Source organism: Shewanella sp. ECSMB14101 (assembly GCF_000773485.1).
Lineage (GTDB): Bacteria > Pseudomonadota > Gammaproteobacteria > Enterobacterales > Shewanellaceae > Shewanella > Shewanella marisflavi.
The window spans coordinates 222,900-247,217 of sequence record NZ_JSFF01000003.1; the positions used below are offsets into that span (position 1 = coordinate 222,900).

A 24,318-nucleotide genomic window follows, 5' to 3' on the forward strand; every position below is an offset into this window, starting at 1 on the left:
CATAGTTGAGATAACGTTTTACACCTTAGTTCTTGAAGCAAAAAAGGTGAGGGCTGTTACAACAGCCCTATGGTGCGCAGCCTTCATTCTGTCTTGTTTTACTTGCGACAAAAGAATGGTTAGTAAAACTGCTCATCGTCTGAGTCGATATAGACTTCGACCTTTTGCCGGGCTGCATCAATATGCGTCCTGAAATGGATTGGATTGCAGCAGACGCGGCAATCGTCGTAGTAGTCCTGATCACCACAGCTGATATCTAAGTTGATATGTTGGTGGTGCCCACAGTGGGGGCAGCAAATGATCTTATCAAAAATTTTCATCCGTCGGCTCCTGTATATCCCGTCGCGCTGCGACCACCATCGATGGCAATGATCTGGCCGTTCAGGTAAGGGCTATTGAGGATAAAGTCTACCGTGTAGGCGATATCCTCTGGTGTGCCCGCACGTTTCATCGGGATCTCATTAATCACCTTAGTGACCGTATCTGTCTCACTGCCGCTTGGCCATAAGATTGCTCCCGGTGAAATGCCATTGACTCGCACCGCTGGGGACAATTCTTGCGCTAATGCGCGGGTGGCCATATTTAAGCCAGCCTTAGATATTGAGTATAGTCCATGTCCTTTTAGAGGACGGTCACCATGAATATCCACGAGATTGATGATGCAGCCGCTCTGGCTTGCCAAGTTAGGCGCTAACCGTTGGGCAAGTAGATAGGGGGCGATTAGATTGGTCGTCAGCAGGTGTTGGCTGTCTTGCCAGTTTGCAATTTCAGGATCTGGGTGAAATACAGAGGCATTATTGATAAGCACCGATAGCGTTAGCTCACAATTGACCGCCTCGACTAGAGTCTTGATTTCTTGCTCTGAGGCTAGATTGGCCTGAAAGAGCCTACATGAGCCGGTTCTTTGCTGATTTAACTGCGCAGCCAGTGTTTGGGCATCTCGCTGAGCGCTATTGTAATGTAGGGCAATATTATAGCCCGATTGATGCAGCCTAATGGCAATTGCCTTGCCGATGCGTTTGGCGCCCCCAGTGATCAAAGCCCACTTAGTCATAGTCATCTTGCTTATCCCTTAACGGTGAGATGAATATTCGATGATTTTGTTGCCAGATACAATGAGTTTGTGAAACCAAACCCTTTATAAAGATGGCAATAATAAACTGGCTAAGTAAGGTTTAACGTATTTGGTTTACCAAAAGTTGTTGTTCACCCGATTGCTGTGATAACTCTGCGTGCATCGCTTTGAGCTGTCTGTCCAGCTCATTGGCGATCTCGGCGCTTAACTGGTCAACGTCGCCAAGGGGCTTTGCGGTTACCTTTACACTATTAGTCGATTCGAGTGTTATCTGCGCAAGGCTGACATTTGGCGAGCCATCATAGTGATATAAAGGCTGATAACTGAGGGCAGTGAGTAAAATAAACTTCATCATGGTCGCTCTCCTGATTAGATTTTTAATTAACGATATGGCCGCAAGAGTAGGCTTGGTGGATGACTGTCTGATGACATCTTGATGGAGATCTCATGACATGGGCGAAATTAAAGCGTTGCTGGTCACTTTTGTATCATCTCAGGCCTTAACCCTTGCGATTTGGCTATTGCCGCCCTAGAATGGCAGGCCTGCACTGAAGTAGGCTAAAACTCCGGTAATGTTTTGCGCTTCAGTTGCTTAAATTTTTCTTCTCAATGACCAAGTGGCCCTACGTAGGGGTCACCACTGGATAAGGATTTTACATGCCTGTTATTACACTTCCCGATGGCAGCAAACGCGAGTTTGCCAACCCAGTTTCAACACTTGATGTCGCCGCCGACATTGGCCCAGGTCTGGCTAAGGCCTGTATTGCTGGTCGCGTAAACGGTGAGCTTAAAGATGCCTGCGATCTGATCGAGACAGACGCAGACCTTGCTATCATCACCGCAAAAGATGATGAAGGTGTTGAGATTTTGCGTCACTCTTGTGCTCACCTTTTGGGTCATGCGATTAAGCAGATGTGGCCAGAGACCAAGATGGCGATTGGACCTGTGATCGATAATGGTTTCTACTATGACGTGGATCTCGATCATAAGTTGACCGAGGAAGATGTAGCCGAGCTTGAAAAACGCATGCTGGCGCTGGCAAAGACTAACTATGATGTAGTCAAGAAAGTGGTTAGCTGGCAAGAAGCCCGCGATACTTTTGAAGCGCGCGGTGAAAGTTATAAGATGGCGATCTTGGATGAAAACATTAGCCAAGATGATAAGCCAGCTCTGTACCATCACGAAGAATACACTGACATGTGTCGTGGCCCCCATGTGCCTAACATGAAGTTCTGTCATAATTTCAAGTTGATGAGTGTTGCTGGTGCCTACTGGCGTGGTAACTCAGACAACAAGATGCTCCAGCGTATCTATGGTACCGCTTGGGCAGACAAGAAGGCCCTTAAGGCACATCTGACTCGCCTAGAAGAAGCGGCTAAGCGTGACCATCGTAAGATAGGTAAGCAGCTTGATCTTTACCATATGCAGGAAGAAGCACCTGGCATGGTGTTCTGGCACAACGATGGTTGGAGCCTGTTCCTCGAGCTGGAAAGATTCATTCGTCAGAAACTGGGTCAGTACACCTATCAAGAGGTGAAAGGTCCCTTAATGATGGACCGTGTTTTGTGGGAGCGCAGTGGCCACTGGGATAAATATTCCGAAGCCATGTTCACCACTCATTCAGAAAACCGTGAATATGCGGTGAAGCCGATGAACTGCCCGGGTCACGTACAGATCTTTAACCAAGGTCTTAAGTCTTACCGTGACCTGCCATTGCGTATGGCAGAGTTTGGCTGCTGTCATCGCAACGAACCATCGGGTTCATTACATGGTTTGATGCGAGTTCGCGGCTTTACTCAAGACGACGCGCATATCTTCTGTACTGAAGAGCAGGTGCAGCAGGAAGTCAGCGGTTGTATCAAGATGGTTTATGATACCTACGCAACTTTTGGCTTCAATGACATCGTAGTTAAGCTATCGACTCGCCCAGAAAAACGCATCGGGGACGACGCCATGTGGGATCGTGCCGAGCAAGCCTTGATGGATGCGCTGAAAGCCAATGATATCGAGTATGAGATCCTGCCGGGTGAAGGTGCCTTCTACGGTCCTAAGATAGAATTTACTTTGCATGACTGTCTAGACCGTGCATGGCAATGTGGTACTGTGCAGCTTGATTACGCTTTACCTGGGCGTCTTGGTGCGACTTATGTCGCCGAAGACAATAGCCGTCAGACCCCAGTGATGATCCACCGTGCCATTTTAGGTTCGCTTGAGCGCTTCATCGGTATTCTTATCGAAGAGTATGCGGGCAAGTTCCCAACTTGGTTGGCACCGGTTCAGGCCGTCGTGATGAATATTACCGATAAACAGTCGGAATATGTTGACGAAGTGGTCAAATTATTTAAAGATCAGGGAATTCGTGCCTCGAAAGACTTGAGGAATGAAAAGATAGGCTTTAAAATACGCGAACACACCCTAAGGCGTGTTCCCTATCTATTGGTCGTTGGTGATCAAGAGATGGAAAATAGGGAAGTCGCGGTGCGAACCAGAGATGGTGTTGATCTTGGTAAGATTCAAATCGATGAATTTGCCGCCAAGATGAAAGATCAAATTTCGCTCCGTAGTCTAAATTTGTTGGAGGAATAGGTCATAAAGATCAAGAAAACAGACGTGCGTAAAGCAGCGGCGAATAGAATTAACGAACTCATTGTAGGTGTATCAGAAGTACGTCTTAATGGGCTAGACGGTGAAACTATCGGCATTGTAAGTTTGCGTGAAGCACAAGAACTTGCAGATGAAGCAGGCGTAGATCTTGTAGAGATCAGCCCTAATGCTGAGCCGCCTGTATGTCGCATAATGGACTACGGAAAGTTTCTTTTTGATAAGGCTAAGGCCCAAAAAGAGCAAAAGAAGAAGCAGAAACAGATACAGGTGAAGGAAATTAAATTCCGTCCCGGTACTGATGAAAACGACTATCAGGTAAAACTACGCAACCTGAAGCGTTTTCTTGAAGACGGCGACAAAGCGAAAGTAACGCTGCGTTTCCGTGGTCGTGAGATGGCTCACCAGAGTCTTGGTATGAATCTTTTGAATCGTATTAAAGATGACTTGGCTGAGATAGCAGTTGTGGAGGCTTTTCCAAAAATGGAAGGTCGTCAGGCTGTGATGGTTCTTGCACCGAAAAAGAAATAGTAGGGCAAATTTAAAAGTAGCAGGGACCTCTCTGAGGGCCTCTGCTCGCCTTGCGTTTTATTAATGTCCCAATGCGGAGTTTTAGCAATGCCTAAAATGAAAACAGACAAGGGTGTACAAAAGCGTTTTAAGAAAACCGCTAACGGTTTTAAGCGCAAACAAGCCCATTTACGTCATATTTTGACAAAGAAGAGCACTAAGCGTAAACGTCACTTACGTGCTAAATGTTTAGTTGCGAAGTCTGATGTGCCAGCAATTGCACGTCAACTACCATACGCTTAATTAGAGGAGTAGAGAACAATGCCTAGAGTTAAGCGTGGTGTAACCGCTCGTGCTCGTCACAAGAAAGTACTTAAACTAGCCAAAGGTTATTACGGAGCTCGCTCACGTACTTACCGTGTTGCTAAGCAAGCAGTAACCAAAGCTGGTCAATATGCTTACCGTGACCGTCGTCAGAAGAAACGTCAATTCCGTCAACTGTGGATTGCACGTATCAATGCGGCTTCTCGTCAAAATGGTCTGTCTTACAGCCGTTTCATTAACGGTCTGAAAAAGGCGTCTATCGAAATCGATCGTAAGATTTTGGCAGACATCGCTGTATTCGACAAAGTGGTTTTCGCCACTCTAGTTGAAAAGGCAAAAGAAGCTCTAGCTAAGTAATTAGTGAGCTTTGCTTTGAAAGGGACCCTAGGGTCCCTTTTTTTGTGCCCGATCATCTCAAATTCATTTGGCTGGTCTTTAAAAGCAAGCCTAGTAAATAGATCATCATCCTAGCTTGTTAAAACGTCCGACTGCAGCGTTAGTATTTTACATATCGAATCAATATGTTTTGAAACATTAGGCCAAGTTTAAATGTTTTTCTAAGGCCACTTCTGTCTACTTGCTGTGATTGCTAAAAGACACAAAAAAAGCAGACACTAGGCCTGCTTTTTAAGAAAAGTAATGCTAATCGAGTAACATTATTATTGCGCGTCTAGGAACCGCTCAGCATCGAGTGCTGCCATACAACCGGTACCCGCCGAGGTGATTGCCTGACGGTAGTGTTGGTCCATTACATCACCTGCAGCGAATACGCCAGGAATACTGGTTTGGGTCGCATTGCCATTTAGTCCGCTTTGAACCTTGATGTAGCCGTTGTTCATCTCTAGCTGACCTTCAAACATCTGAGTGTTTGGCTTGTGGCCGATGGCTACGAATACGCCCATGACATCAAATTCTGTGATGGCGCCATCTTTGGTGCTTTTGATCTTCACACCTGTGACGCCCATGTTGTCGCCTACGACTTCGTCTAGGGTGCTGTCGAGATGCAGTACTATGTTTCCGTTTGCCACCTTGTCCATTAATCGCTTGGTCAGGATCTTCTCAGAGCGGAAGCTGTCGCGGCGGTGAATGAGGTGCACCTCTGAGGCAATGTTGCTCAGATAGAGCGCTTCTTCAACGGCTGTGTTACCACCACCGATCACGGCAACTTTCTGGTTACGGTAGAAGAAGCCGTCACAGGTTGCACAGGCCGATACGCCTTTACCTTTAAAGGCCTCTTCTGATTCCAAGCCAAGATACATTGCCGAGGCGCCGGTCGAGATGATCAAAGCATCACAAGTGTACTCGCCGCTGTCGCCTTTTAGTTGGAAAGGGCGCTGCTGCAGATTCACTTCATTAATGTGATCGAAGATAATTTCGGTTTCGAACTTTTCGGCATGCTTTTGCATACGTTCCATTAGTGCTGGGCCGGTCAGATCATCGGCATCGCCTGGCCAGTTTTCCACTTCTGTGGTGGTGGTCAATTGGCCACCTTGCTGCATACCTGTGATCAGCACAGGTTTTAAGTTTGCTCTGGCAGCATAAACAGCGGCTGTGTATCCAGCTGGGCCCGAACCCAAGATTAATAAGTTACAGTGTCTAGCTTGGCTCATCTTTTTCTCCGTGCCTTTAACGAATTGCAGCGATTGTAGGGAATTTCCCCTGAGGGGTAAAGGCAATCTTTTAGATTGTTCTAATCGAAAAAGGGAGCCATTGGCTCCCTTTGTTTACACTCTTTACTTGATTAAGCGAGTAGTACGCTAGGATCAACAAATTCGAAGTTCAGGGCTTCGGCAACTTCTTTACAGGTTACCTTGCCATGCATTACGTTCAAGCCGTTTAGCAGGTGCTTGTCTTGACGCAGTGCTTCGCGGTAGCCCAGGTCAGCCAACTTGATGATGTAAGGCAGGGTCGCGTTGTTTAGCGCGAAGGTAGAGGTACGAGCCACTGCACCTGGCATGTTAGCCACACAGTAATGTACCACTTCATCAACGATATAAGTTGGGTCTTGGTGAGTCGTTGCATGAGAAGTCTCAACACAACCACCTTGGTCGATGGCGACGTCAACGATTGCGCTGCCTGGCTTCATACGCTTGATGTGATCTTTGGTCACTAGTTTAGGTGCAGCTGCACCAGGAACCAATACGCCACCGATCACCAGGTCGGCTTCCAGTACGTGCTTTTCAATGGCGTCAGCTGTTGAGTAGATTGCCTTAACGCGGTTATCGAACTGAGCGTTAAGGCGACGCAGGGCATCGATGCTGCGATCTAGGATAACAACGTCAGCGCCCAGACCTACAGCCATTTGCGCTGCGTTAGTACCTACCATGCCGCCGCCGATAATAACGACTTTAGCTGGCTCAACACCAGGGACGCCGCCAAGCAACATACCGCGACCGCCTTTAGATTTCTCTAGGGCCATGGCACCCGCCTGGATAGACATACGGCCAGCAACTTCTGACATAGGGGCTAACAGTGGCAGACCACCGCGGGCATCGGTAACAGTTTCATAAGCGATACACACGGCACCGCTCTTAATGAGATCTTCAGTTTGTGGCAAATCTGGAGCAAGATGAAGATAAGTGAACAGCAATTGATCTTCACGCAACATGGCACGCTCGACCGCTTGAGGTTCTTTTACCTTAACAATCATTTCTGCTTTCGCAAAAACTTCAGCTGCAGTGTCTAAGATTGATGCGCCAACATCGACATAGTCTTGGTCGTTAAAACCGATCCCAACACCAGCATTTTTTTCTACAAATACTTCATGACCTTTTAGGGTCAATTCGCGGACACTTGACGGCACCATACCAACACGATATTCGTGGTTTTTGATTTCTTTAGGTACACCAATTATCATCTTCGAGCCTCAAATTGAATAAAAACCCATTTATTATGGGTTGAATTGTTATTTTATAGGTCCTGAACGTGATTGTTTCAGGGAAATCTAGTATAGTATCACTTCGGCAGTTAATGCTGCTGAACTTTTGACATACGTAGCAGTAAATGTTGTTTTAGTGATAAAGCAAGGTTAAAAATATGGTTAATAATAAAAAGAGTCCCATAAAAGACTTAGATCGGATCGATCGTAACATCCTTAACGAGTTGCAAATCGATGGCCGCATTTCCAATGTTGAGCTGTCAAAGCGTGTAGGGCTGAGCCCCACTCCCTGTTTAGAGAGAGTTAAAAGACTCGAAAAGCAAGGTTACATCAATGGATATACTGCGCTAGTAAATCCCCATTATCTTGGGGCTTCATTACTTGTGTTTGTAGAAATCACGCTAAATCGCGATACTGCAGAGGTATTTGATAAGTTTAATCGTGCTGTTCAATTGCTCGATGATATTCAAGAATGTCATTTAGTGTCTGGCGATTTCGATTATTTATTGAAGACCCGTGTTTCTGACATGTCTGCCTATCGTCGCTTGTTAGGCGAAACTCTACTTAAGTTGCCCGCTGTTTCTGATACTCGTACCTACGTCGTGATGGAAGAAGTTAAGCAGACCAACAGAGTTGCAATTAATGTAACGCTTGAGTCTTAAAAACGATTTATGTCGTCAAAAAGGAGCCTTAATGGCTCCTTTTTTTTCACCCTGAGTAGTTTTTCATCAAAGATTGCTTTTTAGTGCGCTATTGTGCTGTATAGACAGGTAAAACGCTGCATAGCGCAAATTATTTTGATATCTTAGGCTCACCTTTTTCGTTTTCGCATTGTGGGTTGTCTTTTGTCTCAGGGAAATAGCGTCAAAACACTTAGCGGTTTGCAGCGTCTGCTTGAGGGCGGGCTGATCATCTGCTGCATGATCGCCACCTATATATTGCTCGCGCTCAGTAGTTTTCATTCGTCTGATCCAGGATGGAGTCAGTCAAATTTCGAAGGTGAGATCAAAAATGTCACTGGCGCCGTCGGGGCATGGCTTGCCGATGTGCTGTTTTATTTTTTTGGCTATACCGCATATTTAATTCCAGTGATCGTCGCACTAACCGGTTGGTTGCTGTTTAAACGCATTCATCGTCTACTTGAGATAGATTATTTTTCTGTTGGTCTCAGACTGATAGGCTTTTTGTTGATCACCTTCAGTTTGGCATCTCTTGCCAGCATGAATGCCAATGACATTTATGAATTCTCTGCAGGAGGTGTTTCTGGTGATGTCATTGCCTATGCCATGCTGCCTTATTTCAATCAGTTAGGTACCACCTTACTCTTGCTTTGTTTTGTTGGCGCCGGCTTTACTTTGTTGACAGGTATCAGTTGGTTAACTGTGGTCGAGGCCGTCGGTTTTGCAACTATCTGGTGTCTTAAGCAGCTCAAACAGATCCCTGAGAAATTCTCTAGTGCTCCCGAAACGGAAGATACCAAAGGCTTTATGTCAGTGTTTGATCGTTTTAAGGAATCTCGACAGCAAAAAGCGTTAGCCCATGACGATGAGTTCGACGATGAAGATTATGATGTCGAACAGAAGGTAACTGGTGATAGCGACCAAGTTGCCAATGAAGCTAGGCGCAAAGTGAATGAGCCAAGCTTTAGCTTGCCTAAAGTGTCACTGGATAAAGAGGTAGAAGAGGATGAGGCATCGCTGAGCTTTAGCGCTCAAGATGACGATGAAAGCATAGATTTTGATGCTAAACACTCAAGCGGCGCGGTTATACCAGCCAAGCGCGCACAAGAAAAGGCAAAGATTGTCGATGGTATTGTGGTCCTGCCAGGTGGTGAAGAGGCGCAGCCTAAGAAGCCTGTCACGCCGTTGCCAGATATCTCTCTGCTCGATGTGCCTAATCGCAAGGCAAATCCGATTAGCCAGGAAGAGTTAGACCAGGTTGCGCGACTCGTTGAGCTGAAACTGGCAGACTTTAATATTGTGGCCAATGTCGTCGGTGTTTTCCCTGGTCCCGTTGTCACCCGCTTTGAGCTTGAGTTAGCGCCGGGAGTCAAGGCCTCTAAAATCACCAACTTGTCAAAAGATTTGGCGCGCTCACTGTTGGCTGAAAGTGTTCGAGTGGTCGAAGTGATCCCAGGTAAGGCCTATGTTGGGCTAGAGCTGCCTAACAAGTTCCGTGAAACCGTATTTATGCGCGATGTGTTAGGTAGTGAAGCATTTGAACACAGCCCGTCACATCTTAGTATGGTATTGGGCCAAGATATCTCGGGTGAGCCTGTTGTAGTAGATCTAGGCAAGATGCCACACCTACTGGTAGCAGGGACTACAGGCTCTGGTAAATCGGTTGGGGTTAACGTGATGATCACCAGCCTATTGTATAAGTCGGGTCCTGACGACGTTCGTTTCATTATGATCGACCCCAAGATGCTTGAATTGTCAGTCTATGAAGGGATACCTCACCTTCTTTGTGAGGTAGTGACCGACATGAAAGAGGCGGCTAACGCACTGCGTTGGTGTGTTGGCGAGATGGAGCGTCGTTATAAGCTGATGTCGGCTTTGGGAGTGCGTAATCTAAAAGGTTATAACGCCAAGATTAAAGAAGCTAAGGCTCGCGGTGAGGTGATAACTGATCCACTATGGCGCTCACAAGACAGCATGGAAGAGCAGGCGCCAGAGCTCGATAAGTTGCCATCTATCGTGGTGATTGTCGATGAATTTGCCGACATGATGATGATTGTTGGTAAGAAGGTGGAAGAGTTAATCGCCCGTATCGCCCAGAAGGCGCGCGCTGCCGGTATTCATCTTATCCTGGCGACTCAGCGTCCTTCTGTTGATGTGATCACCGGCCTAATTAAGGCAAACATTCCAACGCGCATGGCATTTCAGGTGTCATCACGCATCGATTCGCGCACCATCTTAGATCAGCAAGGGGCCGAAACCCTGCTGGGGATGGGTGATATGCTCTATTTACCACCTGGCACAAGTGTGCCAATACGTGTCCATGGCGCCTTTATCGATGACCATGAGGTACACGCTGTCGTTGCTGATTGGCATAGTCGCGGCAAGCCACAGTATATAGATGAAATTTTACAAGGTTCTGCCGAGGGCGAGCAGGTACTGCTGCCGGGTGAAGCTGCAGAAAATGATGAAGAGGTGGACGCGCTATATGATGAGGCTGTGGCTTTTGTCACTGAGACTCGCCGCGGCTCAATTTCCAGTGTTCAACGCAAGTTTAAGATAGGTTATAACCGCGCGGCACGTATCATAGAGCAGATGGAGATGCAGGGCGTGGTAAGTTCACAGGGGCATAATGGCAACCGCGAAGTCTTGGCCCCGCCACCACCTAAAGATTATTAAGCTACTTGCTTAGCGCAGGTGGCGTTTAAATTTAAAGGATTTGCAATGCTTAAATCGTTATCGACTTTAGTTTTTACTCTGCCATTAGTGGTGGCAACGTCTGTGTATGCAGATGATTCAGCATCATTGAAACAAAAGTTGGCGAATCTGGATAATCTGAAAGCCGACTTTAGCCAAGAAGTTACCGATGTCAACGACAAAGTGATTCAGCAAGGGGCGGGCACTTTTGCCTTGGCGGTACCTAATCAATTTTATTGGCACCTGACTCAGCCGGATGAATCTTTAATCGTGGCCGACGGTCAGGATGTGTGGATCTATAACCCCTTTGCTGAAGAGGTGTCAGTTGTCGATTTTAACCAGGCCATCGACGCCTCGCCAATTGCGCTGTTAGTGCATCGAGACGATGCGACCTGGCAAGCTTATCAGGTGAGCCAGAAGGATGAGTGTTATCAGATAACCCCCAAAGCGATCGACGCTAGCGTCACCCAAGTCGATATTTGCTTTACCCAAGACACACTAGAGGTGATGAAGCTTAAAGATCAACAGGGTAACTTGAGTGTCTTTTCTTTGACCAATCAGACATCTCTTGATGATGACGATGATAAGCTGTTCCAGTTTACCGTTCCCGAAGGCGTCGATATAGACGATCAACGCCTAAAGGCTCTTGACTAAGGTAGCCTGTGTCTAGTTTAACTTTCGACTTCGCGCCTGATTTTAGGCCGCTCGCAGCCAGGATGCGTCCTGAGACCCTTGAGCAATATATAGGGCAAGATCACCTATTGGGCGAAGGTAAGCCTCTGCGTCAGGCACTCGAGGCGGGTAGGGCCCACTCTATGATGTTTTGGGGGCCACCAGGCACAGGCAAAACCACCTTGGCCGAGTTGGTTGCCCATTACGCCAATGCCCATGTCGAGCGCATTTCAGCCGTCACCTCTGGGGTCAAAGAGATCCGCGCCGCCATCGAACATGCAAAAAATGTCGCCCAGTCTCGGGGGCAGAGAACCCTGCTATTTGTCGATGAAGTGCATAGATTTAATAAGAGTCAGCAAGATGCCTTCTTGCCCTTTATCGAAGATGGTACCGTCATTTTTATTGGCGCCACCACGGAAAACCCCTCGTTTGAGATCAATAACGCCTTACTCTCTCGCGCCAGAGTCTATCTGATCAAGCGCTTGCAAGATGATGAGATTATCAAGATTGTTCGCCAAGCGCTTGCTGATGAGGAGCGCGGCTTGGGTAAGCGCCAGCTGAAGATACCTGACGAGGTTGCTAAGAAGCTTGCCAGCCTGTGTGATGGAGATGCCCGTAAGGCACTTAATCTCATAGAGTTGATGAGTGACATGCTTGTCGATGGCGGCGATTTTAGTGAGCAGATGCTCATTGAGGTCGCGGGACAGCAGCTAGCCGGATTCGATAAGAATGGCGATCAGTATTACGATCTGATCTCTGCAGTGCACAAGTCGATTCGTGGCTCGGCGCCAGATGCTGCGCTTTATTGGTATTGCCGCATGCTAGAAGGGGGCTGTGACCCACTTTATGTAGCAAGACGCTTACTGGCTATTGCGTCTGAAGATATCGGCAACGCAGATCCCGTGGCCATGTCGGTCGCGGTAAACGCCTGGGAATGCTTTCACCGGGTGGGACCGGCCGAAGGAGAGCGTGCCATTGCTCAGGCAGTGGTGTATCTCGCCAGTGCCCCTAAGAGCAACGCTGTATATACCGCATTTAAGGCGGCGCGCCAATTAGCGAGAGAGACGGGCAGTCACGCGGTGCCTAATCACCTGCGCAACGCGCCCACTCAGTTAATGGCCAATATCGGTTTGGGTGAAGGTTATCGCTATGCACATGATGAGCCCAATGGGTATGCCAGCGGTGAGTGTTATTTCCCTGAGGCACTCGCTAATACGCGCTTTTATTATCCAAGCGAACATGGGTTTGAGAAGCGAATCAAAACCAAGCTGGAAACATTGGCAGAAATGGATCGCTTAAGTGAGGTTAAGCGCTATGAATAATCTCATTTTTGTGGCCTTGGGCGGGTCCATTGGAGCGGTATTTCGTTATCTTATTTCAATATTCATGATTCAGGTATTTGGCTCTTCTTTTCCTTTTGGTACACTGATGGTCAATGTGATTGGCTCCTTTTTGATGGGGGTGATCTACGCCCTTGGAGAAGCGAGTCAAGTCAGTCCTGAAATAAAAGCTTTGGTAGGTGTTGGGTTATTAGGGGCACTTACAACGTTTTCAACTTTTTCCAATGAAACTCTGTTACTGATGCAGCAGGGGGCCTGGTTGAAAGCATTTACAAATATCGCTCTGAACCTATGTCTGTGTTTATTCATGGTTTACTTAGGACAGCAGTTGGTTTTTTCTCGCATTTAACTATTAAGAAACTAAAAACATGTTAGATCCCAAATTTTTACGTACCGAATTAGAAGCGACCGCTGAGCGCCTCGCCACCCGTGGTTTTATCCTGGATGTGGATCGTCTCAGTAAATTAGAGGAAAAGCGTAAGTCACTGCAAGTGGCGACAGAAGAGCTGCAAGCGTCCCGTAATGCGATCTCCAAATCAATAGGTCAGGCTAAGGCCAAAGGTGAAGACGTTGCGCCGATCATGGCTAAGGTCGGGGATTTAGGCGCCGAGCTAAGCAGCAAGGAAGCCGAATTAAAGCAGCTGCTTGAAGAACTTAATGCCATTGCCATGAGCGTACCTAACTTGCCTGACGAATCTGTGCCTATTGGCGCCGATGAGGCTGAAAATGTTGAGATCCGCCGTTGGGGCGAGCCTAAGCAATATGACTTTGAAGTCAAAGATCACGTTGATCTGGGCGAACTGCATGCTGGTTTAGATTTCAAGAATGCCGTGAAGATCACAGGCTCACGCTTTATCGTCATGAAGGGCCAGATCGCGCGTATGCACAGAGCCCTAGCGCAATTCATGTTAGATCTGCACACCACAGAGCATGGTTATACCGAAGCCTATGTGCCGCTTCTTGTTAATGAGGACAGTCTGTTAGGTACAGGTCAGCTGCCTAAGTTTGGTGAAGATCTTTTCCACACCAAGCCAGCGACAGAAGAAGGTCAGGGCCTTAGCTTGATCCCAACTGCCGAAGTACCACTGACCAACCTAGCCCGCGATACTATTATCGATGAAGACGAGCTTCCGGTTAAGCTGACAGCGCACACGGCTTGTTTCCGCAGTGAAGCGGGTTCTTATGGCCGAGACACTCGTGGCCTGATTCGCCAGCACCAATTCGACAAAGTTGAGTTGGTTCAGCTCGTGAAGCCAGAAGACTCTATGGCGGCACTCGAAAGTCTGACTCAACACGCCGAGACCGTACTACAAAAGCTAGGCCTGCCATATCGCACCGTGGTGCTTTGTACCGGTGATATGGGCTTTGGTGCGGCGAAGACGTTCGATATCGAAGTCTGGCTACCGGCGCAAAATACTTATCGTGAGATCTCCTCTTGCAGTAACATGCAGGATTTCCAGGCTCGTCGCATGCAAGCACGTTATAAGGCTAAATCAGCTAAGAAGCCTGCACTGCTACATACCTTAAATGGCTCTGGCTTGGCGGTAGGTCGTACCTTAGTGGCAGTATTAGAAAACTACCAAAACGCCGATGGCTCGATCACTGTGCCAGAAGTGCTTCGCCCCTATATGGGCGGTTTGACCCAAATAGGTTAAGCATATAGCGAGATAGTGTGAAACATGGATAACGGTGGGCGCTATTTTCAGTGGCTGACCTATGTCGTCATTATCTGTATCTTTTTCGCAGTAATGTTTACAACATTTGGGAAAGCGATTTTGTTAGTGATGCAAAATCTCTAACGACAAAAAAAACCTTCGCCAAGGCGAAGGTTTTTTATTATGTGCTGATGTACCTTATGCTAACTATAAGGGTTAGATGCACTTAGCGGGCTTAGGCAGTCCGGCGATCTTAGTGGCCTGTTTTGCGGGGCCAATCGGAAAGAGGGTATAGAGGTATTTAGAGTTACCTTTTTCTGGGCCTAGACGCTGACCTATTGCTTTAACCAGGACACGTATCGCGGGGCTCGTCTTAAACTCCATATAGAAATCTCTCACGAAATGTACGACTTCCCAATGGGCGGGGGTCAATGTGATCCCCTCTTCAGCGGCAATGATCTCCGCTAGTGACTCATCCCAATCCGAGACATTTTTAAGGTAGCCCTGGGGATCTGTGGCGATTTGAGCATCGCCATATTGAATATAATTTACCAAGTGATCACCTTAGCATGAGTTAGTGTAAGTTCGACAAATTCTGCTTGGCTGAGTTGGCGGTAGTCACTCAGGTGCTGTTGCAACCCTCTTGCAATGACATCTTGCTCAAGTAGACATAGATTAAGCTTAGCCAGCTCGTTGCGCCATTTAGCCAGTAAAAGACTATTTACCCCATCACCAATAAGCATCACTGTATCCTGGATTTGCAGATAGCGTAGACAGGTCGCAAGAGCGTTATCCTTGGCGGCGGAGTGTTGTACGACATGCAGTATCATCAGTAAACAAAGACCTCGTCAGCTTGTGCTAATAGCGTAGCGATCTGCTCAGGCGTCTTTGTTTCGACCGGGAACGCAGCATCTTTTTCTGTTAGCGAGTAATCCTGTAAACTTTGCTGACAGGCATATACCTGCTCTATATCGTACAGAGGAAGTGCCTTAAAGGCGGCAACAAAATCTTTAGCGCCAATCACTTCCGGCGTTTGGCCGGGGAGCAAATTGAGCACGCCTTCATCAGCGAAGATAATGCTGACCTCTTGCTCGAAACTGGCGCTCAGCAGGGCAAAGTCTAATCCTTCTCGAGCCTTAGCACTGCCATGGGGCGCATGTCTAAAAATAAGCGTGATCTTTTTCATTGTGTTTCCTAGAAGCAGATCACGCGATCGGCTTGTTCAATACCTGCCACGAGTTCACCTAAACCGCCCATTTGATAGGGAGGCTCTAGGTTCCAGTGCTGAAGCTGATTTTCGGCTGATTCGCTAGCCGATAACACGCCGCGTCGTAAGGCGGCAGACACGCAGTTAACCAGCGGGACATTATGGGTTTGGGCCAATTCACGCCAAGCTTGATACAGGTTGAATTCATCAGAGGCAGGGCTCTGTAGATGGTTGGTCGACAGTACGCCATCTTGATAAAAGAAGACCTTGAGGATCTCATGGCCTGCTTCTAGGGCCGCGTTGGCAAACATTAATGCTTGGTAACTGCTGCCTTGGCCATATCCTGGCTGATTAACTTGAATAACGAGTTTGCTCATTAACCTTCACTTACATCTGTCGCGCAAACGCACTGAACTTGGACGCTATTCTATCTTCTTTTTGTAACGATCCCAAATGCCTGAATAACCGGCTGCGGCCTAGTCGAATAAAATTTATGCTGCACATAAAAAAGCCCACCGATAAAGGCGGGCTGTTTAAGTATGACTAGACTAGATTAATCGTCGTTGCCTACACCTAATAAGTGCAAAATAGCGATAAATAGGTTTAGGAAATCCAGATATAGCGAGACGGTGGCACGAATGTAATTGGTCTCGCCGCCATTAACGATACGGCTGGTATCGAAAAGGATAAAGCCTGTCATTAACAGCGCGATACCTGCGTTAAGGGCCATAAACACCACGCCACTACCGATAAAGATGTTTGCGATACCGGCAACAATGGCGATCACCAAGCCTGCTAATAGGAAGCCACGCATGAATGAAAAGTCTTTCTTAGTGGTGATGGCGTAGCCACTAAGGGTGACAAATACCACGGCCGTTAATCCTAAAGCCTGCATGATCAGCTGAGGACCATTTGCCATTCCCGCGTAGTGATTGAGCATATAGCCAAGGGACGCACCTTCCATACCTGTAAAGGCAAATACCCAGAACAGGCCTGCTGCCGTATCAGCCTTTCTCAAAGTGACGAACAGCAGAACAAGTCCACCAACTGAAAGCCCGATCGACATGAGAGGACTAATTTGTAACGCCATTGCCAGTCCCGCACAGACCGCTGAGAAGGCAAGCGTCATCGAGAGCAATAAATAGGTATTTTTAAGCAGCTTATTCACTTCTTGTGTCGAAGCATGGCTGGCATATAGTGTTTCTTGTGTCATCTTTATCTCCAGTGACAGTCACTAACTTGATGGTTTATTTGAGTCAAATAAGGCGCAGGAGTTCCTTTTCATTAACCTGATTTAACCTTTTTAAAAATCTAAATTTATCATACCTGACCCAAGGGTAAGGTGAAAGCTTTGCAATTTCGATAGTCTTAATTAAACCAATCTCTTTGCAGTTTTTCACTATCGCCTAAGTAGTCGAGTACCCAAGCCATAGCAGGCGACTGATTCGCATCGTTCCAGGCAAGGCAACATGGGCTAGGGGCTTTAGGCCTGTCGAGCTGCTTTTCTATCAGCGCACCCGCTTGAACAAAGGGGGTGGCAAAATGTTTTGGCATGTAACCAATACCTAACCCTTCGCGAAAGCAGTTTATCGCTCGGATCCAGTCAGGGACGACGAGTCGGCGCTGATTATCCAGCAGCCAAGTCAGACGCTTTGGGATCTCACGAGATGTATCTTCAAGGCAAATAGACGGGTAGATGCGTAGTTCGTCGTCGAGCAGGGGCCTGTCTATTGCCGCTAAAGGATGATGTTTACTGACGAGAAAGGTCCATTCGATGTCGCCCATATCTTTAAAGCGGTAGTCACCGCCGACCGGGATCGCCGTGGTGGCGCCAATAGCGATATCACTGCGCCCGGTTGCGATAGCTTCCCAGACGCCATTAAAGACCTCAATGCGAATAATAAGCTCGACATTATCGAAATGGCGGTAAAAGTCGGCGATTAAGTTGCTAATTTTATCGGCACGCACGATATTATCTAGCGCGATAGAAAGTGTGGGTTGCCAACCATTTGCCACTCGCTTGGTGTCATCTTTTAATGAAGCTAAGTTAGCCAGTACAGAACGCACCTGCTTAACAAAGTGCTCTCCAGCAGGGGTTAAGCTAACGCTTCTATGATGGCGTTCGAATAATATGACCCCTAGCTCTTCCTCGACTTGTTTAACGGCGTAGCTCACGGCGGAAGGGACCTTGTGAAGCTTATTGGCTGCGGCGGTAAAACTACCGACACGGGCCACCATATCTATCAATTGCATCGACTGTTCAGAAAGCATGATAACGGGTCCCTTTTTTGCTGTGAGATTATTTGAAGGCTGTAAGCAAAAATAAACGTTTCACAAGCAAATGGCAAGTCACTAGACTCAGCGACTTTCTTGGTTATTACGTGTGTGACTATGACTTTTAACAGTAAAAGCGCTAATTTGCTATTCTTTATCTACCTCGCATTATTAAGCATGCTAGGTTTTATTGCCACAGATATGTATCTTCCAGCTTTCAAAGCTATTGAAACAAGTTTTGATGCAAGTGCGACTCAGGTGGCAAGTTCGCTAACATTCTTCCTGGCTGGATTAGCCATTGGCCAATTGTTATATGGCCCGTTAGTTCAGGCTATTGGTAAGCGCATGAGTCTGGTGATAGGACTCAGCCTATTTGGTGGTGCCAGTTTAGCCATTGCTTATAGCGATAACATTGTCATCTTCAATGGGGCCAGATTTTTTCAAGCTTTGGGTGCTTGTAGCGCCTCAGTGATCTGGCAGGCGATAGTGATCGACAGATATCGCGCCAGTGAAGCTCAGCAGGTGTTTAGTAACATTATGCCACTTGTAGCCCTGTCACCCGCTCTGGCTCCAATCCTTGGTGCCTACATGTTGGAGTGGCATCAATGGCCGAGCATTTTTGTGACGCTGGGTATACTGAGTTTAGTACTCATCATCGCAACCCTTATTTGGGTTAAGCATGATACTAAGACCAGTGATGCCTCAAGCTCGCAAGAGACTAAGGTGGGTTACTTAACCATGCTTGCGAATCCAAAATATCTGGGAAATGTACTGATCTTCGGTGCCTGTTCGGCGGCATTTTTCTCCTATCTGACGCTTTGGCCTATCGTGATGGAGCAACATGGCTATGAAGCAAAGGCAATTGGTCTAAGTTTCATTCCCCAGACCATCATGTTTATCCTTGGTGGCTATTTAAGTAAGACCCTGATCCGTAAAGTTGGGCCTGAAGTTAGTCTTACTTGGATTTTACTATTGTTCGCCGTGTGTGTCGGCGGTATCGCTTTGGTGACACTTTTATGGCCAGCGCAGAGTATCTATCCGCTGCTAGCGATCTTCTCGGTAATGGCTGCTGCCAATGGCGCTTGTTATCCGATAGTGGTGAACTGTGCACTTCAGGTGTTTAAGCAGGTGTCGGCTAAGGCAGCTGGGTTACAAAACTTTTTGCAGATCAGTATCGCTTTTGGCGCCTCATCACTTGTTGCCTTGTGGGCAAGCAGTGGCGAAAAGGCAATAGGTGTCGGCATTGTGCTCAGCGCTGTAGGAGTGCTGATTGGCTATCAAGTGCGACGCTATGACAACTGGCGCGCTGTTTTTGGCGCGATTTCGACGCCAGACCCAGCTAAAATTGCGCTGCATCAGGAAAATGACAGTACAAAATGAGTGTTAGTTAGCCAAATAAACCGCGTTTGAATATTTTCGCTTTACAAGTGAAATAGGCCACTATATTATTCGCGGCGTTCGGAGAGATGGCAGAGTGGTCGAATGCACCGGTCTTGAAAACCGGCACGGGTTTATAGCCCGTCTAGGGTTCAAATCCCTATCTCTCCGCCACATTAAGAAAAAAGGCTTCCAGTAATGGAAGCCTTTTTTCGTTTACGTCATCGCCTTTGGAAAGATACTGCATCCACGTGAACTATTGCGGTAAAAAAGCCCGCTGGTTCGCGGGCTTTTATCTGGGAGTCAAACTGCCTACTTAATTTGTTTGTGGTAGCTTTTCACTTTGCTTGTCGTTGAAAAACCGGCCCATAAAAATACTCAGCAGGCGCTTCATGTCTTCAATCGCGACGTAGAGGCAAGGGATCAGCACCAAGGTCACAACCGTTGCGAACAGAACCCCGAAAGCCAGTGATACGGCCATAGGGATCACCATCTGCGCCTGCATGCTGGTTTCACTCATGATGGGCACTAAGCCGATAAAAGTGGTCAGTGAGGTGAGCAGAATGGCTCTGAATCGCCGACAACCAGCCTCGATCACTGCCTGCCTCATGGATACGCCAGCCAGACGGGCTCGATTGATGTAATCGACCATCACCAGTGAGTCGTTTACCACCACCCCTGCGGCGGCAATAATCCCAAAGAGGGAGAGGGCGCTTAGATCGATACCCAAGAGCATATGGCCAAGTACTGATCCAATGATGCCAAAAGGGATCACTGACATGATCATCATCGGCTGCACATAGGATTTAAGCGGCACCGCCAAAAGGCTGTATATAACCAGCAGCGAAATAACAAAGTTACGCATCTGGGTATTGGCACTTTCTATCTGCTCTTGAATGTTACCCGACACTTCACTCTTCACCCTAGGGTACTTACGCAGTAGGTCAGGGATAAAGTTATCGCGAATATCCTCAGCTAGTTTAAAAGGCTCAGCTTGAGCGGCATCTACAGAGGCCCAAACATTGATGGTGCGATTACCATTTTCGCGTCTGATCCCACTGACGCCTTGAGTCACCTGGATTTCCGCGACCTCTGACAGCGGTATTTCGGCGCCCTGTGGCGTCAGTATCATCACCTCGGTAACATGGGCGATAGAGTTACGCTGATCTTCTGGATAGCGCAGCATCACCTTAATCTCTTCACCGTTACGCAATATACGCTGTGCCTCGAGGCCGTAGAAACTGGCGCTGACTTGGGAGGCGATGTCTGCCAGGGTGAGCCCTAGGCTGTTAGCCAAAGGTTTTAAGCTAAACTGCACCTCTTTTGCGCTGGACTGCCTGCTGTCATTGACGTCACCCACCCCTTGTAGGGTGTTGAGTTTTACCTTGAGCTCCTTTGCGGCAGCGATGAGCTGCTGATCATCCTTACCTTCGAGGCGGAAGCTGATATCACCATCATCGCGACCACCTCCAAAGAGGTTATCTTGAATGGTAAAGGACTTAACCCCTGGGATCTGCGGCATCGCCAGGCGCCAACGTTCTGCCAGTGCAAAGGTGTCAATAGGGCGAAGCTCGGGCGTAACCAATTTAGTCATTATCTGAGCACGGGTGCGGCTCTGAAGGTCGACCTGCATATCGGCGATCATGCGCTGGCCAAACTCTTGTTCCAGCTGTTCGTCGACACCATAGAGGGCCTTTTCGATAGCGAGCGCCGCGGCCAGAGTGGCTTTTTCTGAGGCGTCCACATTCATCTCGACACTGATGCGAGGGAAGTCGTGAGGAATTTTAGGCTGACCGACATACCGCAAAATCCCCCCCTGATAGAGACCAGCACAGACAAGAATAAAGCTGATAAAGAGGGTAATAATCATGTATCGATATTTGACCGCTAAGGTCAAAGAGGGGTGATATAGACTATTAATCACAAACTGTAGTGCAGCATCTACCCGGCTCTGAAGATAATTCACGCCGCGCCTTAACAGGTTGATGGGGGTGCGTGAGCCTGCCGGTACTTGAGTTTTCTGTTTCATTCTAGCCAAGTGAGCAGGCAGAATGAGCTTAGATTCAACCAGTGAAAAGAGCAGGCAGAGGATCACCACATACCCAATTGATTGACCAAATGCCGACGAGGGGCCATCGTCTAAGGTAATAGGCAAGAAAGCCGCTATGGTGGTGAGCACGCCGAAAGTCGCCGGCATGGCAACCTTTTTCACTCCTCTTATCACATTGTCTAAGCTTTGGCCTTTTTCTTCACATTCAGTGTGGGCACTTTCGCCCATGACGATGGCGTCGTCGACCACGATCCCCAACACCAAAATGAAGGCAAATAAACTAATGACATTGATAGTCACGTCTATCATGGCCATGGGCATGAAGAGCAGGGTACCTAAGAAGCACACTGGGAGGCCCATCATTACCCAGAAGGCCAATCTAACCCGTAAGAAGAGCGCCAACATGATAAACACCAAGACAGCGCCACTCTTCATACTGTCCAGCATCAAGTTAAGACGTCCCTCCAGGTAATAAGTCATATCGACCCAGGTCTCTAGGCTAAGCCCTTGAGGCAGGCTGGCTTGTTTATTTTCAACGTACTTGTTCACCACCTTGGCGACATCTGTCATGCTCTGATCATTGGATGCACCCACAAAAAAGGTGACCGAATTTTTACCGTTAAACTTGGAGTATTGGATCCCTTCTTCAAAACCGTCGACGACATTGGCCACATCGCCGAGCAGTAACTTAGTGCCATCTTCTAGGGTGATCAGGGGAAGGTTTTCAAACTCATAGCCAACATAGGCCTGGTTTTGTACCCTGAGGCTAATATAGCCATTTTCCGCTTTAATTTGTCCTGCCGACATATTACGTGAATAGCCTCTGACAGCCTGGGCGACATCGTTAAAGGTCAGGTTGTATTCCCGCAGCTTATCTTTGCTCACTTCGATGGCGACTTCATAGTTTAATCCGCCGTAAAATTCGGTGATATTCACCAAAGGCAGCTGCATCAGCTCATCATGTATCTTCTCGCCAAACTCCTTAAGTTGCTTAGGCGGGAGATCGCCATAGAGACTAATATAGAACACCTCTTGCCTGAGCTTGATGCGCTCAACTCGAGGGCGCTCCATACCGTCTGGAAAGCTGGAGATAGAATCGATTTCAGATTTAATTTCATCGAGAACGACTTGAGGATCGTAGGAGTCTTCAATACGAAAATAGCCTGATGCAGAATTTCGATTAGAGTAGGTAATGACGCGTTTAAGTCCTTGTACTCGCTCCAATGCCTCTTCGACTTTAATGGTGATCCCTTCTTCAACCTCTTGGGGGGCAGCACCTGGATAAAAGGCGCTGAACTCAACCCAGTTGATCTCTACCTGAGGGAAGAATTGTTTTCTGATGGTATTTGCCGTTAACAGACCACCGAGTATGATGATGATCATTAGCAGGTTTGCCGCGACGCTGTTACGAGCAAACCAGGCAATAATGCCTTTATTGGTATCTGGCATTTGCCTTACTCCTTGTCGTCCATGGCAATCTGACTGGCGCTTTCATCTTCAACAGGCTGCGTTTGCTTGTCTTGGGCAAGGGCAAGCTTCATCCCTTCGATGGGATAATCTAGCGCAGAGGTGATCAAACGCATACCGTCATCCAGCCCCTCGCCAATGACCACCTGAGTGCCTTGCTGACGCACAATATCGACGGTTTTAAAGGCGAGGGTATTGTCTGGGGTTAATACTGCCACTTGATCATTAACCACTAAGTGTCTGGCAATGGTCGTCACATCTTGTGATTGTGAACCGTGGATCTGCGCCGTAATATAGCTGCCATACCGTAGTGGCTGTTTGTTATCTTTTAGGCCATAAGGGTCAACCACTTCTGCAACCAAATAGGTCATACGGCTATGGTTATCGATAACGCCTTCACTGCGAACAATCTTCCCGTTCCATTGCTGCTCTTTCCCGGCAAAATTGCCGTGCAGGGCGACTTGTGCTCCTAAGCCTTTATTGTCGAGATAACGGATCTCCTTGTCAGGAAGAGGCAGGCGGATCTCGGCTTTTTCTGTACTAAGCACTTTGCCAAGTGGGGTACCAGCCGAGACGTAAGAGCCGAGTCCGATCTTACGGCTCTCAATCAGTGCATCATAAGGCGCCTTGATCACTGTGCGCTCCAGATTTCGTGTCGCGCGCTTTAAACCTGCTTCAGACGAATTGAGTTTGGCGACTTCTTGGGCCAGTTGCGGTTTACGCAGACTTAACTCGGTAGGGGAACCATTTTCGATCCGTTTCCACTCCTCAGCGGCCACTTTGCCGAACGCTTTTTCCTGTACTAGTGTCGCTTTCGCACTGGCGACCGTTGCTTTGGCATCGATAAGGGCGGCTTCATAGTCACTCGGGTCAATTTTTGCCAGCACCTGACCTTTCTTAACAAATCCTCCCCTGACAAACGCATCTGCCAGATAGACGATTTCCCCGGTCACTTGCGAGACTAACTCTGTCTCGTATTTGGCATTGACGATACCGTATGAATTGACATTAAAGGTCATGGGTTGCTTGTCTATTATCTCAACAGCAACAACTGGGGTGTTGTCCACCGCGGGCTTCTCTTGCGGAGGTTTTTTCATCGATGCCAGTACGGCATAAGTGCCGCCGCCAAGGGTTAAAACGACGACGGGCAGAATGATCTGTTTTAGGGTAGCCACAAACACTTCCTCTTGTTGGAGCTAAGGCTTTAAATTAATTATTAAAAAGTCTATTTCAATTCGGCGAAAGAAAAACTCAAGCTAAATGTTATCGAAATGAGCGTTTTGTTAAAGCCCTTAAATGTAAACAGGTATGTAAACGCGAGGGAGAAATTGATAATTCAAGGTCATATTGCGCAGGGGAAAGTGTACATACTGATGGCCAGACTCAAGATAAGAGACGACGCATAACGTAAGTTTGGTTCGAAAGAAAGAGAGTGTGATGCCGCGTTATTGGCTAAATTACTTAGCACATTTGGGTACTCACCCGTTTGCGTATATCGAGCACTCTCTTAATAA

At 47.6% G+C, this 24,318-nt stretch carries 24 protein-coding genes and 1 tRNA gene; 12 read left to right on the top strand and 13 right to left on the bottom strand.

All coding sequences use genetic code 11. From position 1 onward, the window contains the following. Positions 1-119: 119 nt before the first annotated feature. The 3 genes from NY07_RS04610 to NY07_RS04620 all read right to left on the bottom strand — a co-directional run bounded on the left by NY07_RS04610 (position 120) and on the right by NY07_RS04620 (position 1,430). On the bottom strand, positions 120-320 hold the full coding sequence (locus tag NY07_RS04610) for a CPXCG motif-containing cysteine-rich protein (RefSeq protein WP_033538159.1): 201 nt from the start codon (positions 318-320) through the stop codon (positions 120-122). After that, the gene (locus NY07_RS04615) at positions 317-1,060 is read right to left on the bottom strand and encodes an SDR family oxidoreductase (RefSeq protein WP_033538160.1); all 744 of its coding nucleotides are present in this window, start codon (positions 1,058-1,060) and stop codon (positions 317-319) included. The genes NY07_RS04610 and NY07_RS04615 overlap by 4 nt, the downstream gene beginning before the upstream one ends. 115 nt (positions 1,061-1,175) lie before the next feature. Then, positions 1,176-1,430 (bottom strand): hypothetical protein, encoded by a 255-nt coding sequence (locus NY07_RS04620; protein ID WP_033538161.1) that lies wholly within the window; start codon positions 1,428-1,430, stop codon positions 1,176-1,178. 302 nt (positions 1,431-1,732) lie between these two features. On the opposite strand from NY07_RS04620, the gene thrS reads away from it, so the two are divergent. From thrS to rplT, 4 genes are all read left to right on the top strand, one after another. Continuing rightward, positions 1,733-3,661: a threonine--tRNA ligase gene (gene thrS, locus NY07_RS04625; RefSeq protein WP_033538162.1), complete on the top strand. Its 1,929-nt coding sequence runs from the start codon at positions 1,733-1,735 to the stop codon at positions 3,659-3,661. A gap of 3 nt (positions 3,662-3,664) precedes the next feature. After that, on the top strand, positions 3,665-4,207 hold the full coding sequence (gene infC / locus NY07_RS04630; protein ID WP_033538163.1) for a translation initiation factor IF-3: 543 nt from the start codon (positions 3,665-3,667) through the stop codon (positions 4,205-4,207). A gap of 87 nt (positions 4,208-4,294) precedes the next feature. Further along, positions 4,295-4,489 carry a 50S ribosomal protein L35 gene (rpmI, locus tag NY07_RS04635; protein ID WP_011865828.1) on the top strand — a complete coding sequence of 65 codons (195 nt, stop codon included), beginning with the start codon at positions 4,295-4,297 and terminating at the stop codon, positions 4,487-4,489. Between the two features lie 18 nt (positions 4,490-4,507). Further along, positions 4,508-4,867, top strand: a complete 360-nt coding sequence (rplT, locus tag NY07_RS04640; RefSeq protein ID WP_011865827.1) for a 50S ribosomal protein L20 — start codon at positions 4,508-4,510, stop codon at positions 4,865-4,867. Between the two features lie 302 nt (positions 4,868-5,169). Here rplT and trxB read toward each other — a convergent pair whose 3' ends face one another. Then, the gene (gene trxB, locus NY07_RS04645; RefSeq protein WP_033538164.1) at positions 5,170-6,120 is read right to left on the bottom strand and encodes a thioredoxin-disulfide reductase; all 951 of its coding nucleotides are present in this window, start codon (positions 6,118-6,120) and stop codon (positions 5,170-5,172) included. Positions 6,121-6,251: 131 nt separating this feature from the next. Next, complete coding sequence (ald, locus tag NY07_RS04650) at positions 6,252-7,367, bottom strand: alanine dehydrogenase (protein WP_033538165.1); 1,116 nt, start codon at positions 7,365-7,367, stop codon at positions 6,252-6,254. A 179-nt stretch (positions 7,368-7,546) separates the two neighbouring features. On the opposite strand from ald, the gene lrp reads away from it, so the two are divergent. The 6 genes from lrp (at position 7,547) to serS (ending at position 14,429) form a co-directional block, all read left to right on the top strand. Continuing rightward, on the top strand, positions 7,547-8,050 hold the full coding sequence (gene lrp, locus NY07_RS04655) for a leucine-responsive transcriptional regulator Lrp (RefSeq protein ID WP_011865823.1): 504 nt from the start codon (positions 7,547-7,549) through the stop codon (positions 8,048-8,050). A 183-nt stretch (positions 8,051-8,233) separates the two neighbouring features. Then, the gene (locus NY07_RS04660) at positions 8,234-10,744 is read left to right on the top strand and encodes a DNA translocase FtsK (protein ID WP_033538166.1); all 2,511 of its coding nucleotides are present in this window, start codon (positions 8,234-8,236) and stop codon (positions 10,742-10,744) included. 45 nt (positions 10,745-10,789) lie between these two features. After that, positions 10,790-11,416: an outer membrane lipoprotein chaperone LolA gene (gene lolA, locus NY07_RS04665; protein WP_052125495.1), complete on the top strand. Its 627-nt coding sequence runs from the start codon at positions 10,790-10,792 to the stop codon at positions 11,414-11,416. A gap of 8 nt (positions 11,417-11,424) precedes the next feature. Next, positions 11,425-12,756, top strand: coding sequence for a replication-associated recombination protein A (locus tag NY07_RS04670; protein ID WP_033538167.1), 1,332 nt, complete (start codon positions 11,425-11,427; stop codon positions 12,754-12,756). Further along, the gene (crcB, locus tag NY07_RS04675) at positions 12,749-13,123 is read left to right on the top strand and encodes a fluoride efflux transporter CrcB (protein WP_011865819.1); all 375 of its coding nucleotides are present in this window, start codon (positions 12,749-12,751) and stop codon (positions 13,121-13,123) included. Before NY07_RS04670 ends, crcB begins: the two co-directional genes overlap by 8 nt. Positions 13,124-13,142: 19 nt before the next feature. Further along, the gene (gene serS / locus NY07_RS04680) at positions 13,143-14,429 is read left to right on the top strand and encodes a serine--tRNA ligase (RefSeq protein ID WP_033538168.1); all 1,287 of its coding nucleotides are present in this window, start codon (positions 13,143-13,145) and stop codon (positions 14,427-14,429) included. A 216-nt stretch (positions 14,430-14,645) separates the two neighbouring features. Here the strand turns inward: serS and NY07_RS04685 are convergent, their stop codons facing one another. The 6 genes from NY07_RS04685 to punR form a co-directional block, all read right to left on the bottom strand. Beyond that, complete coding sequence (locus NY07_RS04685; RefSeq protein WP_033538169.1) at positions 14,646-14,984, bottom strand: TusE/DsrC/DsvC family sulfur relay protein; 339 nt, start codon at positions 14,982-14,984, stop codon at positions 14,646-14,648. Further along, positions 14,978-15,259: a sulfurtransferase complex subunit TusB gene (gene tusB / locus NY07_RS04690; RefSeq protein ID WP_033538170.1), complete on the bottom strand. Its 282-nt coding sequence runs from the start codon at positions 15,257-15,259 to the stop codon at positions 14,978-14,980. The genes NY07_RS04685 and tusB overlap by 7 nt, the downstream gene beginning before the upstream one ends. Continuing rightward, complete coding sequence (tusC, locus tag NY07_RS04695; RefSeq protein ID WP_033538171.1) at positions 15,259-15,615, bottom strand: sulfurtransferase complex subunit TusC; 357 nt, start codon at positions 15,613-15,615, stop codon at positions 15,259-15,261. The genes tusB and tusC overlap by 1 nt, the downstream gene beginning before the upstream one ends. A gap of 8 nt (positions 15,616-15,623) precedes the next feature. Continuing rightward, positions 15,624-16,013, bottom strand: coding sequence for a sulfurtransferase complex subunit TusD (gene tusD / locus NY07_RS04700; protein WP_033538172.1), 390 nt, complete (start codon positions 16,011-16,013; stop codon positions 15,624-15,626). Between the two features lie 176 nt (positions 16,014-16,189). After that, entirely contained in the window at positions 16,190-16,849 is a 660-nt protein-coding gene (locus NY07_RS04705; protein ID WP_033538173.1) for a Bax inhibitor-1/YccA family protein, read from the bottom strand. A gap of 155 nt (positions 16,850-17,004) precedes the next feature. Next, positions 17,005-17,907 carry a DNA-binding transcriptional activator PunR gene (gene punR / locus NY07_RS04710; protein ID WP_033538174.1) on the bottom strand — a complete coding sequence of 301 codons (903 nt, stop codon included), beginning with the start codon at positions 17,905-17,907 and terminating at the stop codon, positions 17,005-17,007. Positions 17,908-18,027: 120 nt separating this feature from the next. On the opposite strand from punR, the gene punC reads away from it, so the two are divergent. Then, on the top strand, positions 18,028-19,290 hold the full coding sequence (gene punC / locus NY07_RS04715) for a purine nucleoside transporter PunC (protein ID WP_033538175.1): 1,263 nt from the start codon (positions 18,028-18,030) through the stop codon (positions 19,288-19,290). Between the two features lie 80 nt (positions 19,291-19,370). Further along, positions 19,371-19,461, top strand: a tRNA-Ser gene (locus NY07_RS04720). 142 nt (positions 19,462-19,603) lie between these two features. Here NY07_RS04720 and NY07_RS04725 read toward each other — a convergent pair. Then, positions 19,604-22,786 (bottom strand): efflux RND transporter permease subunit, encoded by a 3,183-nt coding sequence (locus NY07_RS04725; RefSeq protein WP_033538176.1) that lies wholly within the window; start codon positions 22,784-22,786, stop codon positions 19,604-19,606. A 5-nt stretch (positions 22,787-22,791) separates the two neighbouring features. Then, positions 22,792-23,979: an efflux RND transporter periplasmic adaptor subunit gene (locus tag NY07_RS04730; protein WP_033538177.1), complete on the bottom strand. Its 1,188-nt coding sequence runs from the start codon at positions 23,977-23,979 to the stop codon at positions 22,792-22,794. Positions 23,980-24,318: the final 339 nt, after the last annotated feature.

Coding starts and splice junctions, on each gene's coding strand:
- NY07_RS04610 (WP_033538159.1), bottom strand. CDS start 320: ATGAAAATTTTTGATAAGATCATTTGCTGCCCCCACTGTGGGCACCAC.
- NY07_RS04615 (WP_033538160.1), bottom strand. CDS start 1,060: ATGACTATGACTAAGTGGGCTTTGATCACTGGGGGCGCCAAACGCATC.
- NY07_RS04620 (WP_033538161.1), bottom strand. CDS start 1,430: ATGATGAAGTTTATTTTACTCACTGCCCTCAGTTATCAGCCTTTATAT.
- thrS (WP_033538162.1), top strand. CDS start 1,733: ATGCCTGTTATTACACTTCCCGATGGCAGCAAACGCGAGTTTGCCAAC.
- rpmI (WP_011865828.1), top strand. CDS start 4,295: ATGCCTAAAATGAAAACAGACAAGGGTGTACAAAAGCGTTTTAAGAAA.
- rplT (WP_011865827.1), top strand. CDS start 4,508: ATGCCTAGAGTTAAGCGTGGTGTAACCGCTCGTGCTCGTCACAAGAAA.
- trxB (WP_033538164.1), bottom strand. CDS start 6,120: ATGAGCCAAGCTAGACACTGTAACTTATTAATCTTGGGTTCGGGCCCA.
- ald (WP_033538165.1), bottom strand. CDS start 7,367: ATGATAATTGGTGTACCTAAAGAAATCAAAAACCACGAATATCGTGTT.
- lrp (WP_011865823.1), top strand. CDS start 7,547: ATGGTTAATAATAAAAAGAGTCCCATAAAAGACTTAGATCGGATCGAT.
- lolA (WP_052125495.1), top strand. CDS start 10,790: ATGCTTAAATCGTTATCGACTTTAGTTTTTACTCTGCCATTAGTGGTG.
- crcB (WP_011865819.1), top strand. CDS start 12,749: ATGAATAATCTCATTTTTGTGGCCTTGGGCGGGTCCATTGGAGCGGTA.
- serS (WP_033538168.1), top strand. CDS start 13,143: ATGTTAGATCCCAAATTTTTACGTACCGAATTAGAAGCGACCGCTGAG.
- tusB (WP_033538170.1), bottom strand. CDS start 15,259: ATGATACTGCATGTCGTACAACACTCCGCCGCCAAGGATAACGCTCTT.
- tusC (WP_033538171.1), bottom strand. CDS start 15,615: ATGAAAAAGATCACGCTTATTTTTAGACATGCGCCCCATGGCAGTGCT.
- tusD (WP_033538172.1), bottom strand. CDS start 16,013: ATGAGCAAACTCGTTATTCAAGTTAATCAGCCAGGATATGGCCAAGGC.
- NY07_RS04705 (WP_033538173.1), bottom strand. CDS start 16,849: ATGACACAAGAAACACTATATGCCAGCCATGCTTCGACACAAGAAGTG.
- punR (WP_033538174.1), bottom strand. CDS start 17,907: ATGCTTTCTGAACAGTCGATGCAATTGATAGATATGGTGGCCCGTGTC.
- punC (WP_033538175.1), top strand. CDS start 18,028: ATGACTTTTAACAGTAAAAGCGCTAATTTGCTATTCTTTATCTACCTC.
- NY07_RS04725 (WP_033538176.1), bottom strand. CDS start 22,786: ATGCCAGATACCAATAAAGGCATTATTGCCTGGTTTGCTCGTAACAGC.